Source organism: Salipaludibacillus sp. CUR1 (genome assembly GCF_021028955.1).
Lineage (GTDB): Bacteria > Bacillota > Bacilli > Bacillales > Salisediminibacteriaceae > Salipaludibacillus.
On record NZ_JAIWPE010000013.1, the window covers coordinates 1 to 17,827 of the forward strand.

At 43.4% G+C, this 17,827-nt stretch carries 16 protein-coding genes; all 16 read left to right on the forward strand.

From position 1 onward, the window contains the following. Window positions 1-267 precede the first annotated feature (267 nt). The 16 genes from spoVG (at window position 268) to spoIIE (ending at window position 17,823) form a co-directional block, all read left to right on the forward strand. The gene (gene spoVG, locus K8O68_RS02305) at window positions 268-558 is read left to right on the forward strand and encodes a septation regulator SpoVG (protein WP_230895327.1); all 291 of its coding nucleotides are present in this window, start codon (window positions 268-270) and stop codon (window positions 556-558) included. Between the two features lie 231 nt (window positions 559-789). Then, window positions 790-2,151: a bifunctional UDP-N-acetylglucosamine diphosphorylase/glucosamine-1-phosphate N-acetyltransferase GlmU gene (gene glmU / locus K8O68_RS02310; protein WP_230895328.1), complete on the forward strand. Its 1,362-nt coding sequence runs from the start codon at window positions 790-792 to the stop codon at window positions 2,149-2,151. Window positions 2,152-2,179: 28 nt separating this feature from the next. Further along, window positions 2,180-3,130, forward strand: a complete 951-nt coding sequence (locus K8O68_RS02315; RefSeq protein ID WP_230895329.1) for a ribose-phosphate diphosphokinase — start codon at window positions 2,180-2,182, stop codon at window positions 3,128-3,130. A gap of 160 nt (window positions 3,131-3,290) precedes the next feature. Further along, window positions 3,291-3,959, forward strand: a complete 669-nt coding sequence (locus K8O68_RS02320; RefSeq protein WP_230895330.1) for a 50S ribosomal protein L25/general stress protein Ctc — start codon at window positions 3,291-3,293, stop codon at window positions 3,957-3,959. Between the two features lie 182 nt (window positions 3,960-4,141). Further along, window positions 4,142-4,702, forward strand: coding sequence for an aminoacyl-tRNA hydrolase (gene pth, locus K8O68_RS02325; RefSeq protein WP_230895356.1), 561 nt, complete (start codon window positions 4,142-4,144; stop codon window positions 4,700-4,702). Window positions 4,703-4,804: 102 nt separating this feature from the next. Continuing rightward, window positions 4,805-5,032, forward strand: coding sequence for an anti-sigma-F factor Fin (fin, locus tag K8O68_RS02330; RefSeq protein ID WP_230895331.1), 228 nt, complete (start codon window positions 4,805-4,807; stop codon window positions 5,030-5,032). 152 nt (window positions 5,033-5,184) lie between these two features. Then, window positions 5,185-8,739: a transcription-repair coupling factor gene (mfd, locus tag K8O68_RS02335; RefSeq protein ID WP_230895332.1), complete on the forward strand. Its 3,555-nt coding sequence runs from the start codon at window positions 5,185-5,187 to the stop codon at window positions 8,737-8,739. A 286-nt stretch (window positions 8,740-9,025) separates the two neighbouring features. Then, window positions 9,026-9,565 (forward strand): stage V sporulation protein T, encoded by a 540-nt coding sequence (gene spoVT, locus K8O68_RS02340; RefSeq protein ID WP_235788375.1) that lies wholly within the window; start codon window positions 9,026-9,028, stop codon window positions 9,563-9,565. Between the two features lie 197 nt (window positions 9,566-9,762). Beyond that, on the forward strand, window positions 9,763-11,397 hold the full coding sequence (locus K8O68_RS02345) for a putative polysaccharide biosynthesis protein (RefSeq protein ID WP_483314039.1): 1,635 nt from the start codon (window positions 9,763-9,765) through the stop codon (window positions 11,395-11,397). After that, entirely contained in the window at window positions 11,394-12,866 is a 1,473-nt protein-coding gene (gene yabN / locus K8O68_RS02350; RefSeq protein WP_230895334.1) for a bifunctional methyltransferase/pyrophosphohydrolase YabN, read from the forward strand. The genes K8O68_RS02345 and yabN overlap by 4 nt, the downstream gene beginning before the upstream one ends. Window positions 12,867-12,881: 15 nt before the next feature. Continuing rightward, a complete protein-coding gene (locus tag K8O68_RS02355) occupies window positions 12,882-13,145 on the forward strand; it encodes an RNA-binding S4 domain-containing protein (RefSeq protein ID WP_230895335.1) in 264 nt (87 codons plus the stop codon). 89 nt (window positions 13,146-13,234) lie between these two features. After that, window positions 13,235-13,522: a sporulation protein YabP gene (yabP, locus tag K8O68_RS02360; RefSeq protein WP_370640469.1), complete on the forward strand. Its 288-nt coding sequence runs from the start codon at window positions 13,235-13,237 to the stop codon at window positions 13,520-13,522. Continuing rightward, entirely contained in the window at window positions 13,519-14,103 is a 585-nt protein-coding gene (gene yabQ / locus K8O68_RS02365; RefSeq protein WP_230895336.1) for a spore cortex biosynthesis protein YabQ, read from the forward strand. Before yabP ends, yabQ begins: the two co-directional genes overlap by 4 nt. Window positions 14,104-14,115: 12 nt before the next feature. Beyond that, window positions 14,116-14,499 (forward strand): FtsB family cell division protein, encoded by a 384-nt coding sequence (locus K8O68_RS02370; RefSeq protein ID WP_230895337.1) that lies wholly within the window; start codon window positions 14,116-14,118, stop codon window positions 14,497-14,499. Window positions 14,500-14,575: 76 nt separating this feature from the next. Next, entirely contained in the window at window positions 14,576-14,998 is a 423-nt protein-coding gene (locus K8O68_RS02375; protein WP_093055842.1) for a S1 domain-containing RNA-binding protein, read from the forward strand. A 335-nt stretch (window positions 14,999-15,333) separates the two neighbouring features. Then, a complete protein-coding gene (spoIIE, locus tag K8O68_RS02380; RefSeq protein ID WP_230895338.1) occupies window positions 15,334-17,823 on the forward strand; it encodes a stage II sporulation protein E in 2,490 nt (829 codons plus the stop codon). Window positions 17,824-17,827: the final 4 nt, after the last annotated feature.

Consider the following 17,827-nt stretch of genomic DNA (forward strand, 5'->3'; position numbering starts at 1 on the left):
TCCTTTGTAGAGGATTGGGAACAAGTATTGGTCTCTCCTCTACAATAGGAGCTTTTTTTGTGTTTGTAAACTCGAAATTACAATATATTCCATTCGTGCAAGGCTACTGGGTCTGACCCCTTTAAGTCACACTTTGAACATTTTTTAACAATGAAAGATAAAGCGCTAACATTTTCAGGATTTTTTAATCAAAAAAGAAGGATAATTCCAATTTGCATAGAAACCGTTAACAGATAACAATATCATGTGAAAAGGGTGGTGGCAGATATGGAAGTAACAGATGTGAGACTTCGCCGGGTTAATACGGAAGGTCGTATGCTAGCAATCGCATCTATTACCATCGATGATGAATTTGTCGTTCATGACATCCGGGTCATCGACGGCAATAATGGTATGTTTGTAGCAATGCCAAGTAAACGAACGCCGGACGGGGAGTTCAGGGACATTGCTCATCCAATTTCCTCTAAAACCAGGGAAAAAATTCAGACAGCAGTACTGGAAGAGTATGATCGTGCTGGAGAGAAGGAAGAGGAGTTTGAAGAAGCCGGGGCATCCTGATTTTAAGATATATAATGTGGTCATAACGGGACCAAAGTTACTTCTGCATACGCCTTGAGAAAAGGCGTATTTTTTATTCCCTGACAGACAGAGTCCCCTTTCCAGGAGCCTTCAAACAAAGGGACTGTGTTAAAAGTGCTTCAGTTCCACGTTTTTCTATCTCCCTAACCTTGAAAAGAACGGCAATATAAGATATATTCATAATGGAAAATCAGGCCTGGAGGTTATGCAATGAATAAGAGATTTGCAGTGGTACTAGCTGCAGGAAAAGGTACAAGAATGAAATCAGACCTTTATAAGGTGCTTCACCCTGTATGTGGAAAGCCGATGGTTGAGCATATAGTGGACCAGCTCACACAATGTGAGATAGATAAAACGGTGACTATTGTCGGCCATGGGGCCGAAAAAGTAAAAGAGCACTTGGGAGAACGTACCCAATATGCATTGCAGGAAGAGCAGCTGGGGACTGGCCATGCGGTTATGAAAGCCGAAGAGGCTTTGGCAAATGAACACGGAACAACAATTGTCGTTTGCGGAGACACTCCTTTACTTACTAAAGACACGATGCAAGCTTTATTTAAGCACCATGAGGAAAAACAGGCAAAAGCCACCATCCTGACTGCACATGCGGAAAACCCTTCCGGCTACGGCAGAGTCCTGAGAGACGGAAACCAGGCTGTAAACAAAATAGTTGAACATAAAGATGCAACAGCCGAAGAGAAACAAGTAAAAGAAATAAATACCGGCACTTATTGTTTTGATAATGAATCTCTTTTTAAAGCATTAAAACGTGTAGGGAACGATAATGTTCAAGGGGAGTATTACTTACCTGACGTCATTGAGATATTGCAAAAAGACGGGGAAACAGTAGCTGCTTACCAGACCGGGGACTTCAATGAAACGATGGGAGTCAACGATCGTGTTGCTTTAAGCCAGGCTGAAAAATGGATGAAAAAGCGGATTAATGAGAAATGGATGCGCGAAGGCGTATCGATTATGGATCCGGAAAATACCTATATATCTGCTGATGCAGAAATAGGTAAAGATACGACTGTTTTGCCGGGCACGGTTATCTCAGGAAACTCTGTAATCGGCGAAAGGTGTTATATCGGTCCGCACTCAGAAATTACAGAGAGCCGGATCGGGAATGGGACAACTGTTCAACAATCAGTAGTAAATTTAAGCGAAGTAGGCTCCGCTGTTTCAATCGGACCTTTCTCCCACCTTCGTCCGCAAACAGAATTAGCTGATAAAGTCCGCGTCGGCAACTTTGTGGAATTAAAGAAGATATCTATGGGAGAAGGAAGTAAAGCCTCTCACTTGAGTTATCTCGGAGATGCAGAGATCGGTGACGGAGTGAACGTCGGCTGTGGATCGATTACTGTAAACTACGACGGAAAAAATAAATACCTGACAAAAATCGAAGACGGGGCTTTTATCGGATGCAATTCAAACTTAATTGCACCTGTTACAGTAGGCGAAGGTTCGTATATTGCAGCAGGCTCCACCATCACGGATAATGTTCCGGAAGACTCTCTCGCAATTGCCCGTGAGCGGCAGGTTACTAAAGAAGGCTATTTCGACAAGAAGTAAGAAAGTAAACAATATGGAGGTTTAAACGATGGCTCAGTATAAAGATGATAATCTAAAGGTGTTCACGTTAAATTCCAACCCTGAGTTGGCTTATGAAATTACAAAAGAAATTGGAGTGGAAATGGGGAAGAGCTCCGTTACCCGTTTCAGTGATGGGGAAATTCAGATTAATATTGAAGAAAGTATTCGAGGATGCGATATTTTTATTATTCAGTCAACGTCATCACCGGCTAATGAGCACATTATGGAACTGCTCATTATGATTGATGCATTGAAGCGAGCGTCCGCCAACAATATTAATGTGGTGCTTCCATACTACGGATATGCCCGGCAGGACAGGAAAGCCCGTTCACGTGAACCTATTACAGCAAAACTTGTAGCAAACCTTCTTGAGACAGCAGGCGCTACAAGAGTAATTTCATTAGACCTCCATGCGACACAGATTCAAGGCTTCTTTGATATCCCTGTGGATCAGCTTGTGGGAGTGCCGATTTTAGCCAACTATTTCGAAGAGAAAGACTTAGGAGATATTGTTATCGTTTCTCCAGACCACGGCGGAGTGGTACGAGCCCGAAAAATGGCCGATCGTTTAAAAGCTCCTATTGCTATAATTGACAAACGCCGTCCGAAACCTAACATGGCGGAAGTCATGAATATAGTGGGTAACATTGATGGGAAAACAGCAATCATCATTGATGATATCATTGACACAGCCGGAACAATGACTTTAGCTGCAAATGCTATGATAGAGAACGGGGCAAAAGAAGTTTATGCCTGCAGCACTCACCCGGTGTTGTCAGGTCCGGCAATCGAGCGCATCCAAAATTCAAAAATTAAAGAGCTTGTGGTAACTAACACAATTCCACTGCCTGAAGAAAAGATGATTGATAATATTACACAGCTCTCGATAGCCCCGTTATTGGCTAAAGCCATTGTCCATGTACATGAACAACGTTCAGTCAGCCGCCTGTTTGATTAACTCAGGTAAGCCGCATGTAAGTCTGAAAAAGCTGTTTTAACCAGGTCGTTAGATGGTTTTAAAGGGGTCTTCATTAAATTCTGTGAAAATTATAGGTTTTAATTGAAAGAATGTGGGGAAAACCATAGAAAGAACCTAAAAAATGATGAGGTGATTCAATATGGCTACAGTTTTACAAGCAGCAGTACGAGAAGATCTGAGAGGTTCGAGATTAGCAAAAATCCGTAATGAAGGAAACATACCAGCCGTTGTATACGGTAAAGAGTTTGGTAATAAACCTGTTTCAGTGGAAGAAGTGGCTTTTATTAAAACACTTCGGGAACAAGGAAAAACAGGCGTTTTCCACCTGGATATAGATGGCCAGAAAACAGATGTTATGATTTACGATATCCAATATGACACAATGAAGAACCAATACATTCATATCGACTTTTATGCAGCTGATATGAAATCCGAAATGGACGCAGATGTGCCTGTCCAGGTTACAGGAGAATCTAAAGGCGTTCAAGACGGCGGTGTTCTCCAGCAGGCTGTTTATGAACTTTCTGTAAGGGCCCTTCCAAGAGAACTTCCGGACTCTATCGAAGTGGACGTAACAGACCTTGATGTAAATGACGCACTTCTTGTTAAAGATCTAAAAGCAGGTGCTAAGTTTGAATTTAATAATGACCCTGAAGAAGTTGTAGTCTCTGTGACTCCGCCTGATGAGGAGCCGGAAGAGCCAATGACAGAAGATGGGGAAGAACCTGAACTTGTAGACGGGGACCCTGATGCGGAACCTGAAAAGAGCGGTTCAGATGAAGAAAAAGCGTTAGAAAAAGAAGAATAAGGGTGTCGGGGTATAACCGCTCAGGTTATACCCTTTTAACGATTTAAATAACCGAAAAGGTCAGTTAACTTTCCCTTAACATTCCAGTATAATAAAAGCAGCCGGTATAAGGAGAGAACAATATGTTTTTTAAAAAGCTTTTCCAGAGAAGAGCTGAAGAACCAGAAGGAGAGAATGGACAGATGAAGCTCATCGCAGGACTGGGAAACCCGGGGAAGAAGTACGAAAGGACGCGCCATAATGTAGGTTTTGAAGTAATTGATAAGTGTCAGGAGAGGCTTAATGTAGAGCTTGATCAGGCTAAATTTAAAGGAGCCTACGGTTTTACAAGAGCCGGAGCAGAGAAAACCTTTCTTTTGAAACCTCTTACTTATATGAATTTATCCGGAGAATCAATTGTGCCGCTTATGAATTACTTCAAACTGAAACCGGAAGACTTACTTGTTATTTACGATGACCTCGACCTTCCTCCCGGAAAAATCCGATTGAGGCAAAAAGGCGGTCATGGCGGGCATAATGGGATGAAATCAATCATCCAGCATTTAGGCTCAGATAAATTCAACCGTATCCGTATAGGAATCGGACGGCCTGAACCTGGAGTAGCTGTGCCGGACTATGTGCTCGGGACATTTCCTCCAAAGGAAAGGCAGGAAGTAGATGAAGCGGTTGAAAAAGCAGCCCGGGCAGCAGAAGCCTGGACGGAGACTGATTTTGTAAAAGTGATGAATGAGTATAACCAGTAGGAGTGAAGGCGCCTATTGCAGTGACCTAACCTTATTGAATACCGTCTCTAAAGGTTGTTCATACTAGTGATTAATGAACGGTGTTTAATAAGGAGGATCATAATGGCATTTCATTACTATTGCAGGCATTGCCGGCAGAAAATTGGCGACCTGGATGTAGATATAGACAGGCGGCAATTAGGACTTGAGCAATTAACAGAACAGGACGAACAGGAAATGATAGAATATGATAAGCAAGGAAATGTTTACATTCGCATTATTTGCGAAGAATGCGAGCAGGCACTGGCGAAGTTTCCTGACTATCACGAGCAGGACACGTTTATTCAATAACTAAACAGATAAACAAGCTTTGGCTTTTAAGGCCAAAGCGTTTTTCTACTATTTCTGAATGATAGACATTTTTAAGTTTTTTTAAAATAAGATTAATTATATCCTTTCATGGGCATGACGAAAAGAAAGGATTTGAAAAGGTGGGGAAAACCTTGGAAGGGCTAATTAAATCAATTTATCATGGGGATGATGTCTCAAGCATAGTTGAGGGATTAGAAGCAAACCTGTCTGAGCAGATGATATCAGGTCTCACAGGCTCCGCGCGTTCGCTTATGCTTGCATCGATCTTTAAGCGGACTGGAAAATCACAGTTAATAGTGACTCATAATTTATTTCAGGCTCAGAAGCTTTATGATGATCTCGTCTCCATTGCAGGCGAAGAGCATGTTTTTTTGTATCCGGTTAATGAATTAATCTCTGCTGAGATTGCTGTGGCAAGCCCTGAAATGAGAGGGCAGCGAATGGAAGCATTAAACCAGTGGGCTTCCGGTAATGAAGCGATTGTGATTACCCCGGTGGCAGGAGCAAGACGGCTTCTTCCGCCTCAATCGATGTGGAGGGAAAGGCAGCTTTCTTTTAAAACAGGGGAAGAAATAGATTTAGAAAAGGTTTTAACTCAATGTATCTCAATGGGTTTTCAACGGGTGGACATGGTTTCAGGGCCTGGCCAGCTAAGCGTGCGCGGGGGAATTATTGATATATATCCGTTAACGGAGGAACATCCGGTGCGTATGGAATTATTCGATACGGAGGTTGATTCCATCCGCTTCTTTGACGTTGAGACCCAGCGGTCAAAATCCCAGGTAAAAGAAGTTACGATCAGTCCTGCCAGGGAGATCCTGCTTGATGACGAACATTTTAAGCGGGGTGCCTCAAAGCTGGAGGCGGCGCTAGCTTCCAGTTTAAAGAAAGTAAAAAATGCTTCTGTTAAAGAGAGCCTGGCAGAGAATATCGGTATGGAAATAGATTATTTGAAACAGCATACGATGTTTGATGCCATGTACAAATATATGTCGTTATACTATGAAAACGAGAACACTATCATAGATTATTTGCCGGCTGGCGGTACTGTTTTTGTCGATGAAGTGAGCCGGGTGCAGGAAATGGTTCAAAGCCTGGAACGGGAAGAAGCCGATTGGCAAACAACAATGCTGTCGCAAGGGTCCGTTATTTCAGATCTTCACATGTCAAAGTCTTGGGAAGATATTATTCAAAAGACGGCAGTGCCTAAAATTTATCTCAGTTTATTCCTGCGTCACGTTCCTTCAACAAATCCGCAAAACCTTATAAATATTCAAAGTAAATCTATGCAAAACTTTCATGGCCAGCTTCATTTGCTGAAAAATGAAGTCGACAGGTGGAAAGAAGCAGATTATTCAATTTCGTTTATTTGTGCTGGAAAAGAACGGGCGGAAAGAATGAAAAATGTGCTGGAAGATTACGAGATTGAAGCAGTGATTGTCACCGGGGATCAGGAGCCTGTAAAAGGCCAGGCTCAAATTATTCAGGGCCATGTCATGGCCGGTTTTGAACTTCCGATGCAGCGCATGATCGTCCTCACAGAAGAAGAGGTATTTACGAAAAAAACGAGAAAACCTAAGAGGAAGCAAAAGCTGTCAAACGCTGAAAGAATTAAGAGCTATTCAGAGCTTAATGTAGGCGACTGGGTAGTGCACGTCAACCACGGAATCGGGAAGTACTTAGGTATAGATACTCTGAAAGTCGGAGATATCCATAAGGATTATATGCATATTTCATATGCAGGGAATGATAAGCTCTATGTGCCGGTGGAACAGATCGACCAGGTGCAGAAATATGTGGGGTCAGAAGATAAAGACCCTAAACTTTATGCGCTTGGAGGAAGCGACTGGAAGAAAGTTAAAAAGAAAGTTAAATCTTCTGTCCAGGACATTGCTGATGATCTAATTAAGCTATATGCAGAGCGGGAACGGACGAAAGGCTATTCGTTTTCCCAGGATGGCCCTGAACAGCAGGAATTTGAAGCTTCATTTCCTTATCAGGAAACAGATGATCAAATACAGGCTATCGAAGAAATTAAGAAAGATATGGAGCTCGAACGTCCGATGGACCGCCTGTTGTGCGGCGACGTAGGTTACGGAAAAACAGAAGTAGCGCTTCGTGCAGCATTTAAGGCGATTATGGACGGCAAACAGGTTGCTATTCTCGTTCCGACCACGATCCTCGCCCAGCAGCATTATGAAACCATTCGGGAAAGGTTTCAGGATTTCGCTGTGAATATAGGGCTGTTAAGCCGCTTCCGGACCAGAAAAGAATTGAAACAAACGACAGAAGCTCTTAAGAAAGGCTCATGCGATATCGTTGTCGGGACTCACAGGCTCCTTTCTAAAGATATTTCCTTTAAAGAACTGGGATTATTAATCGTGGATGAGGAACAGCGTTTCGGTGTGACTCATAAAGAAAAAATTAAACAGCTGAAAGCGAATGTCGATGTTTTGACCTTAACAGCTACACCTATTCCAAGAACCCTTCATATGTCAATGCTTGGCGTAAGGGATCTGTCAGTAATAGAAACGCCGCCCGAGAACCGTTTCCCGGTTCAGACATATGTGGTGGACTACAACGAATCGCTAGTCAGGGAAGCGATTGAGAGGGAATTGGCACGGGGGGGCCAGGTATACTTTTTATATAACCGGGTAGAAGATATTGAATCAATGGCCGATAAAATATCTATGCTTGTGCCCGACGCGAATGTTCAATTCGCCCATGGCCGCATGACTGAAGGGGAACTTGAAACCGTCATGCTCGATTTCCTTGAAGGCACAACAGAAGTATTAGTCACGACCACTATTATTGAAACCGGGGTAGACATTCCAAATGTAAATACGCTTATTATCCATAATGCGGACCGCATGGGCCTTTCACAGCTTTATCAGCTGCGCGGCCGTGTCGGAAGGTCAAACCGCATCGCTTACGCGTATTTTACACATCAAAGGGATAAGGTCCTGACTGAAGTGGCTGAAAAAAGACTCCAATCGATTAAAGAATTCACTGAGCTGGGCTCCGGCTTTAAGATAGCTATGCGTGATTTATCTATAAGAGGGGCAGGCAATCTGCTTGGGGCCGAACAGCATGGCTTCATAGCTTCGGTTGGTTTTGATTTATATTCGCAAATGCTGAAAGAAGCGATTGACGAAAGAAAAGATTCAGGTGACGCTGAAGCTGACGGGCAGAAGCAAACAAAGGAACCTGAGATCGAACTGGATATAAAAGTCGATGCCTATATTCCGGAAACTTATATTGCGGATTCAAAACAAAAAATTGATATGTATAAACGTTTTAAAATGCTGGATTCACAAAAGGATTTATTAGATCTTCAAAATGAGATGATCGACAGGTTCGGCGATTATCCGCCTGAAGTAAGCTATCTTTTTTCAGTGTCTAAAGTAAAGCTCCTTGCAAGACAGGAAGGAATAGATTCCATCTCTGAAAAAAACCAGCTGTGTAAAGTCGTACTAAGTGAAGAAACAACAAACCGGATCGATGGGTCGAAACTATTCTCGTTAGTAAATAAGGTTTCGCCTAAATTACATCTTTCAATGGCAGGTAATCAGATTGTTATCCATCTAAAAACCAAGTCTCTGAAAGATGGAGAGTATATGCAAATTCTGGAGAAGGTACTGGATAAACTGGACGAAGTGCAGAAAGATGAAGTAGCAAACGCATAAGTGCCGGGCTGCCCCAAAGGTTTGACTTTGAGGGCAGCTCTTTTGTATATTCTTTAAAAACCTTGAAAGTAATCACTTTCCCTTCGTCAGCTTTGTTTTCAACCCCTTCTCTTATATAGCTTTTTAAGCAATTTTTCCAGCCGCTAAGGAAATTCGACAAATTTATTCTTTAATTGGTGAATAGTTCTTTTTTTTAATCAGATAATAAAGACAAGTTTTTAGGTTCATCTTAGCTAGCAAAAGGACATCTTGAGAATACAACAAAGAAAGCGAGGCTGTGATCATTATGAAAGCAACAGGAATTGTAAGGCGTATTGATGACTTAGGCCGGGTGGTGATTCCAAAAGAAATCAGAAGAACCCTCCGTATCCGTGAAGGAGATCCATTGGAAATCTTCGTGGACAGAGAAGGAGAAGTAATCCTGAAGAAATATTCACCAATCTCAGAACTTGGGGATTTTGCGAAAGAATATGCGGAAGCTCTATATGACAGTTTGAATCATACAGTTCTTATAGCAGACAGGGATTCCTTTATCGCCGTTGCAGGCGGCTCCAAAAAAGAATACCATAATAAAGCTATTGGTGAACTGGTTGAGTCCACAATGGATTCACGTAAATCCAATGTTCAAAGTTCCAAAGATCATTATGTCATTGCCGGAGAAACAAGTGAGCCTTTGGACGGCTACTGTATCTCTCCTATTATTGCCAATGGCGACCCAATCGGAGCGGTTGTTTTATTAAGTAAAGGGAGCGGCACGGTTGGAGAAGTGGAACAGAAGCTCGCTGAAACTGCAGCAGGCTTTCTGGCACGGCAAATGGAACAGTAAAAAAGGGTTCACTAATACACGGCCCTATTATAAAGAGGCAGTCCTGTGTTTTCATGCGGGCCTGCCTCTTTTTTCCAGATAAATGGCTGCCAGTTTTTACGGCACCGCCGGTTTATGCCCCGGAGCACAGGTCTTCTGCCTGATTCGTGTGCTATAATAGCATGGAAATTATTAATGAGAGAGGAATCAACTGGATCATGGGGCAATCGGGAAGTTTTAATCAGGCATCATGGATGAAAGGGGCAGTTTACCTGTCTTTAGCTGCGCTTATTGCTAAAGGCTTAAGCGCGTTGTATAAAGTACCTTATCAGAATATAACCGGTGATACCGGTTTTTATGTTTACCAGCAGGTTTACCCTTTGTATGGTGCAGCTTTTGTTTTAGGCACATACGGGTTTCCGCTTGTCATTGCAAGAATGATAGCTCAGCATACTTCATCAGAAGGAAAAGAAGGGCTCGTCCCGATTGAGCGTTTAACCTTTATTTTTCTATGCCTAGTCTGTTTCCATTCTTTGCTTGGCACGGTCATTATCGTACTGGCAGAGCCCATTGCCGCTTTAATGGGAGATCCCGGGCTTGCCGGAGCTATCGGCTGGATGGGGGCGCCTTTTTTCCTTATTCCATTTTTAGCCATGGGAAGAGGCTTGTACCAAGGGGTTGGCCATACTGCTCCTGCAGCGGTCTCCCAAGTTACAGAACAATTGGTTAGGGTTCTTGTTATCCTCGCAGTAGCCGTCTGGGCTATGGAGCAGGGAAATCCTTATTTGGCCGGAGTGTCAGCTGGTGCGGGGGCATTTACAGGCGGGCTGGCTGGCATTATTATATTTGCTGTGATGGGGTGGAAATACAGGCGCATTTTCATTTACGAAAACACCCGTCTGCAGCTTTTATCGGCCAATTGGCGAACAGACCTCAAAGAACTTCTTGTGTCGGGTATATTTGTATCTATCAGTGCAATGGCTTTAGTTATTTTCCAACTCGCTGATGCTTTTACTGTTTTCCGCCAGCTGGAAGCAGGAGGATGGAGCACTGCCGCCGCTGCTGCTGAGAAAGGAATTTATGACAGGGGGTGGCCGCTTATTCAATTTGGGGCGGTGATAACGACTGTTTTTTCCTACGCAGCCATTCCTCTGCTGTCCCGTGCCTATGAACAAAAACAGATGGATACAGTCAGGCAGGAAGTCGGCCGCTCTGTTAAATTATGCCTCGTATTCGGAGGAGCTGCTGCGGCAGGAATGGCAGTAATTATGCCCTCGCTTAACGAGATGATGTTCATGAATCAAAAAGGCTCGGGCGCTCTGCAGATTTTTTCTTTTACTGTACTTTTTGGCTCGCTCTTCATGACAGCAGCTGCCCTTTTACATGCCGCCGGAAAATCGCGGCTGGCTGTATTTATACTGATGGCAGGTTTGTCCGTCAAAACCCTTTTAAATTTATGGCTCGTACCTGTTTACGGTATTATGGGTGCAGCCATCAGTACTACAGTATCTTTTGCACTTATTGCTCTCTTGTCATTAGCCGCCCTCGTAAAATATTCTTTCTGGCTTCCCCTGCCGTCCCTTTTTTGGATTAAATGGCTGGTAAGTTTAGCCGGTATGGCAGTGGTGGTAAATGTATATTTATGGATGTTTACCGGCTTTTCTTCAGACGGCAGGGGAGCAGAAACCATGAAATCAGTGACTGCCTCAGCCGCAGGGGCATTCGTTTTTATATGGCTTATTTGGAAGCTTCGCCTTTTTTCAAAAGATGAATGGGAAGCACTTCCTAAAATAGGCCGTCTCATTCCTTACAGCGGCAAATATCATTCAGAAAAGAGGAGAAGACACTCATGACACCTGCGATACATATTATTGGCCTGGGGGCGGGAGACCTGGCCCAGCTGCCGCTAGGCATCTACCGCAAATTACAGGCCTCCAAAGAAGTGTTTGTCAGAACCGAAAAGCATCCCGTCATTAAAGAATTAATTGAGGAAGGCATGACGTTTCAAAGTTTTGATACTGTTTATGAGTCTCACGAACAGTTTGAGGATGTCTATAGAGAGATTGTGCAAAAGCTGCTAGATGAAGTTAAGGACAGGGGCACTGTCACTTATGCCGTTCCTGGTCATCCGATGGTGGCTGAAGCCACGGTTCAGCAGCTTCTTCGTGAAAAAGGGGAAATTGAGGTGAAAGTGGAAGGCGGACAGAGTTTCCTCGATGCTATGTTTAATGCCTTAAAAATAGATCCTGTGGAAGGGTTTCAGCTCGTTGACGGTCTGCAGATGAGACCGGAAGATCTCGTGCTTACCCAGCATATTATAGTTGGCCAAGTGTATGATTCGATGAGTGCCTCTGCGGTCAAACTTTCCCTTATGGAACGCCTGCCTGATGACTATCCAGTTAAAGTCGTTACAGCAGCAGGGACTGCAGATGAATCTGTCGTGCACGTCCCTTTGTACGAACTGGACAGGGTGGCAGAGTTAAGTAATTTAACAGCCGTATATGTACCGCCCGTCGAAAGCGAAACCTTGCTGTACCGGGATTTCTCTAAAATCAGATCGATCATTCGGCAGCTTCGGGGGCCTGAAGGCTGTCCGTGGGATAAGAAACAAACCCATGAGTCTTTAAAACGGTATTTAATTGAAGAGGCTTATGAGCTGCTTGAAGCCATTGATGAAAAAGATGACGACCATCTTACTGAAGAGCTGGGCGATGTTCTGCTTCAGGTTCTCCTCCATGCCCAGATAGGTGAAGATGAAGGCTTCTTCAATATGGAAGATGTGATAGAGCGTTTAACTGAAAAAATGGTCAGAAGACACCCGCATGTTTTTGGCACCGGCCAGGCAGATAACGCTGAAGAAGTGAAAGCCAATTGGGAAGATATAAAAAAGCAGGAGAAAAAGGAAAATGGGCGTGGAGAAGAGGACATGACTTCTTTACTGGACGGCATCCCAGCCTCTTTCCCAAGTTTGCTGAAAGCTTATAAACTCCAGAAGAAAGCAGCTAAAGCGGGTTTTGACTGGGGAGACGAAGCTCCTATGTGGATGAAACTGCAGGAAGAAATCGCTGAATGGCTCCATGCTTTAAAAGAAGGAAGCTATGAATCCTCTGTGGAAGAATTAGGTGATATTCTTTTTGCCTTTGTGAATTTAGCCCGTTATCACAAGATTGACCCGGAAGAGGCTTTAAGGCAGACAAATAACAAATTTGAGAGAAGGTTCCGTTATATTGAGCAGGCTCTCAATAAGCAGGGCAAAGCCCCTGAAAACCAGTCTCTTGAGGAACTTGATGCTCTGTGGGAAGAAGCGAAAGAGAAGGAATAAAAGGAGGACAATACGATGCGTATTGATAAGTATTTAAAAGTGTCCCGTTTAATTAAACGCAGGACGATGGCGAAAGAAGTAACAAGCCAGGGAAGAGTAAAAGTAAATGGACAGACGGCAAAAGCCGGAACGGATGTAAAGGTGGGGGATGAATTGGAGATCCAGTTTGGCCAGAAACACCTCGTCCTCCGAATTGACCGTATTGAAGAAGCAGCTAAAAAAGAAGACGCGGCTACTTTTTATACCGTTTTAAAAGAAGAGAGAGTCAATAACGAGTAGAGGGCTTGTTCTAATTCCTTCCATGCCGTCATACATTAGATTTAAAGAATGTATGAAGGAGGATGGCAATGGAACACTCATATAATTATATGCAGCAAGGAGCAGGAGGTCCTGCACGTGATCACAGGCTTATTCTGAATGCAAGAAAGACACTTGATATATCAGGGGTTAAGCAAGTTGAAAGCTTTGACAGCGAAGAGTTTCTGCTGGAAACAGATATGGGCTACTTATCCATTCGCGGCCACAATCTTCAGATGAAGAACCTGGATGTTGAGGAGGGTAATGTATCAATTCAAGGAAGGATCGATGACCTCGTTTACCTTGACCAGCATCATGGCGAGAAGTCAAAAGGCCTCTTCGGGAAGTTATTCAAGTGAGTTTAGATATTCAAATGGCCTCCATGCTGGCAAGTGCAGTCATGGGTCTGTGGCTGGGCTCTTCTCTCGATACTTATGAACGAGTGCTGGGAAAAAGAAAAGCGTTCCGTTGGACAAGGGCGTTAAACGATTTTTTGTTCTGGGTGGCTCAGGGACTTATTTATTTTGGAATTCTCCTTTATGTAAATAACGGGGAGATTCGGTTTTATCTGTTTCTGGCTGTTTTATTTGGTTATGCCGCCTACCGTGCTTTATTTGAACGGGCTTACAGAAGGTTTCTGGAGACTTTGTTACGGATTATTTCAGGGATATATCAATTTTTAGTTCGTTTGATCTATGTATTTTTAATAAATCCAACAAAAGGTCTGTTGAAACTGGTTGCCCGCTTAGGTATGATATTAGTAATTGCAATATGGGGAATATTATCCTTTTTTCTAAAATGGACCTTTTGGCCTATTTTTAAACTTATAAAATTTGCCGATGACAAAAGTGGACAACCATTCAAAAAACAGAGAATAAAAATTGCTGCGCTAGGCAGGAGTTTATGTCATTTTTTTAACAAGTTTTGGAAAAAACCATGAAGGGGTGAAAACATGCAGCAGGACAATCGGAGGAAAGTGCGTCAGTTGAGTTCAGAGTATATGGAAAAACAAGCTTTGTTAGAAGAACAGCGACTAAGACGAAAAAAAGGGCTGGTCAGACGATTGTCTGTGTTTGCAATTATTTTTTCCCTTATTATGGGTGTCGCGGGCGTCACTCTTTACCAGCAGCATACAGCTATTCAGGCGCAGAAAGAGGAAAGCCGCCAAATGGAAGAAGAGTTACAGTTAATGGAACGGGAAGAAGAGAGTCTCAAACAGGAAATAGAGTGGCTTCATGACCCGGAATATATTGCTGAACTGGCCAGAAGAGATTTCTTTCTGACGAAAGAAGGAGAAACGCTCTTCCAGCTGCCAAGATCTTCAACGTCTGATTGACACATATCCAAGACAATCTGTATAATATAAAAAAATAATATTTACTTAAGTTCCATGAAGGAGGAGCAATTTTTACATGTCCATTGAAGTAGGCAGTAAGTATCAAGGGAAAGTGACTGGTATTACTAATTTCGGTGCTTTTGTTGAATTGCCGGGTGGGTCCACAGGACTTGTCCATATCAGTGAAGTAGCGGACAGTTATGTGAAAGACATCAATGAATTTTTAACTGTCGGTGACGAAGTAACTGTGAAAGTCATGAATGTGGAAAAAGACGGGAAGATTGGTCTTTCCATTCGTAAAGCGAAGGCACAGCCGGCCAGCGCTCAAACATCCGAGCGACGTCCTCCAAGAAAGTCTTCCAAGCCAAGCCCGCGGAAACCGGCCATGTCTTTCGAAGATAAAATGAGCCGATTTCTGAAAGACAGCGAAGAAAGACTTACCTCTTTGAAGCGTAATACGGAATCCAAGCGCGGGGGGCGAAATTCCAAACGAGGATAATACACCTTACTGCTGAAACTTAAATATATAATATATTAGCCGTTTTGGTTAATCGCACAAGCGATTTTCCAAAACGGCTTTTTGTATGATCCTAATTCACAAAGGGGTCAGACCCCCCAGTAACTGTAAATCTATAATATGTGTCATTATTTTCCATAGTGTGGGTCTATACGGAAGGGTCTGCGAATCATTGTGTACCATCTTCCGATTAGCAGACGTATGCCGTAGATAATGGTCGAAGAGTTTTTGTAATTCACTGCTTTGCTTTGACAAAGTTTGTATCTGTCCCGTGATTTAATAAAAGAACGAACTTTTTAACAGGGGTGGTGGAGAAAATGTTTGAAAGAAGCGGGGTAAGCGGGGTTACTAAAATGAATGGACAAGCTGTTTCTCCAATCGGTGGACTGAGGGGGATGACCTGGAGAAAAAAGGAGGAAAGCCGGCCATCAGCAGTGAAGACTAAAGCGCGTATTGGAAACTGGAAAGCTCTTCTTCTGATTATGGGGATAGGCTTCTTGCTGGGAAGGGCTGTGATCCTCCTCCAGCTGCTTCCGTTCACGATTCCTTTTTTGGCGGTTATTTTCAAATGGCGGAGAAGTATGACATTGCCGGCTTCCTTTGCTCTTATAGCCGGCTCAACAAGTCTTTCTTTTGAATACGCCGGGCACACCACAATGGCTATTCTCCTGTATTTCCTCTTGCAGAGCATCATGCTGAAAGTGGATAAAAAAGATCTTTTCCTTCCTGTAACTGTGTTTACAGTGGTCGCTGCAACCAGGATGATCAGTTTATCACTTCAGCAGGAGGCTTCCTTGTACCACCTTTTTACCGCATCAGTTGAAGGTGCACTGGCTATGATCATCACACTTATTTTCCTTCAGAGTGTTCCATTGTTCTTCGAAAGAAGAAAGCATTTAAATTTAAGACATGAAGAGGTCATCTGCCTCGTTATATTAATTGGATCTTTGCTGACAGGCACAGTAGGGTGGCTTATCTACCAGCTGTCAATTGAACATATGGTAGCCAGGTATATTGTTCTGATCTTTGCATTTACAGGCGGTGCGACGATCGGGGCAACGGCCGGGGTAATTATGGGGTTAATTCTCTCGCTCGCAAATGTAGCTCATCTTTTTTCTATGAGTCTGCTCGCGTTTGCCGGTTTACTTGGGGGTTTATTAAAAGAAGGCAGAAAACTTGCCACAGCTTCAGGCCTTCTGGTTGCCAGCCTGTTAATGGCGATGTATGCAGACAATCAGGCTCCGCTGACTATTACTCTTTATGAAAGTCTGGTGGCGGTAGGTCTGTTCCTGGTCACGCCTAAAAAGTGGACAGACCGTCTGGCCGGCTTTATTCCGGGGACCGCTGAACACGCTCAGGAACAACAGAAGTATTTGAGGAAAATCAGGGATATGACTGCCGGGAAGGTTGAACAGTTTTCGGAACTGTTTTTAAGCCTCTCACGCAGCTTTTCCTTTCATGATAAAAACGAGGTTCAAGCCGAAAAAGACAGGGAGGTTGATTTATTTTTAAGCACGGTCACTGAAACTACATGCCAGACGTGCATGAAAAAACATCAGTGCTGGGCAAAAGATTTTGAGAAAACATACTCTCTTATGGAAAGGATCGCAGAAGACTGCGAAGAGCATGGGAAAATTAAAGACAGGGGGCTGGCTGCTTCCTGGCGAACTCATTGTCTGATAGACCAGAAAGTGGTAGAGACAGTTAATAGTAAGTTGAAAGAACGGGACGGCGAAAAACGGATCAGACATCAGCTGCTCGAAAGCAGGCGTCTTGTAGCAGACCAGCTTATCGGGGTCTCTCAAGTAATGGGAGATTTTGCTAAGGATATTCAGCGTGAAAAGAAAGTGCACGACCAGCAGGAAGCGGATATTAAAGAATCTTTGGAAGATATCGGAATAGATGTGGAAATGGTGGATGTTTACGGTCTTGAGCCGGGGAATGTGGATATAGAGATGGTGCTCCCACAAAATAATTATAATGAAGCTGAAAAAGTAGTGGCACCGCTCCTTACAAATATTCTCAATGAAGCTATTGTAGTTAAGTACACAGAGGCCGTATCTTCTTCAGGGCCGGAAACAAAAGTATTATTCGGTTCTACAAAAACGTTTGTAGTTGAGCAAGGAGTGGCTCATACAGCAAAAGGGGGGAAATGGGTATCGGGCGACAGCTTTTCAACGATGGAGATTGGTGAAGGGAAATATGCTCTTGCCATTAGCGACGGCATGGGGAACGGAAGGCGGGCTCACATTGAAAGCCAGGAAACGATTGACTTATTAAAGAGAATTCTGCTGTCTGGAATTAATGAGACGGTAGCGATCAAATCCATTAATTCAGTCCTCTCGCTAAGATCGAATGAGGAAGTGTTTTCCACATTGGATCTTGGAATGATTGATTTGCAGAGCGGAATTGTTAAATTTTTGAAAGTGGGGTCTACGCCGAGTTATATTAAACGCGGTGATCAGGTGATGTCTATTGAAGCGGGGAACTTACCGATAGGCATGATCAGAGAAGTGGATGTTGACGTTGTATCGGAGCAGTTAAAGGCAGGAGACTTGCTCATAATGATGAGTGACGGAATTTATGAAGCTTCTAAAATGGTGGAAAACAAAGACATATGGATGAAACGGATGATCCGTGAGATGGAAACGAATGATCCTCAGGAGGTGGCTGACTTACTAATGGAACGAATGATTCGTGAATCAGAAGGGGAGATTCATGATGATATGACGGTGCTTGCCGCAAGAATAGACCACTATGCACCTAAGTGGGCAACTATTGCTTCTCCTGCGCAGAATTGGGCGTAAACTC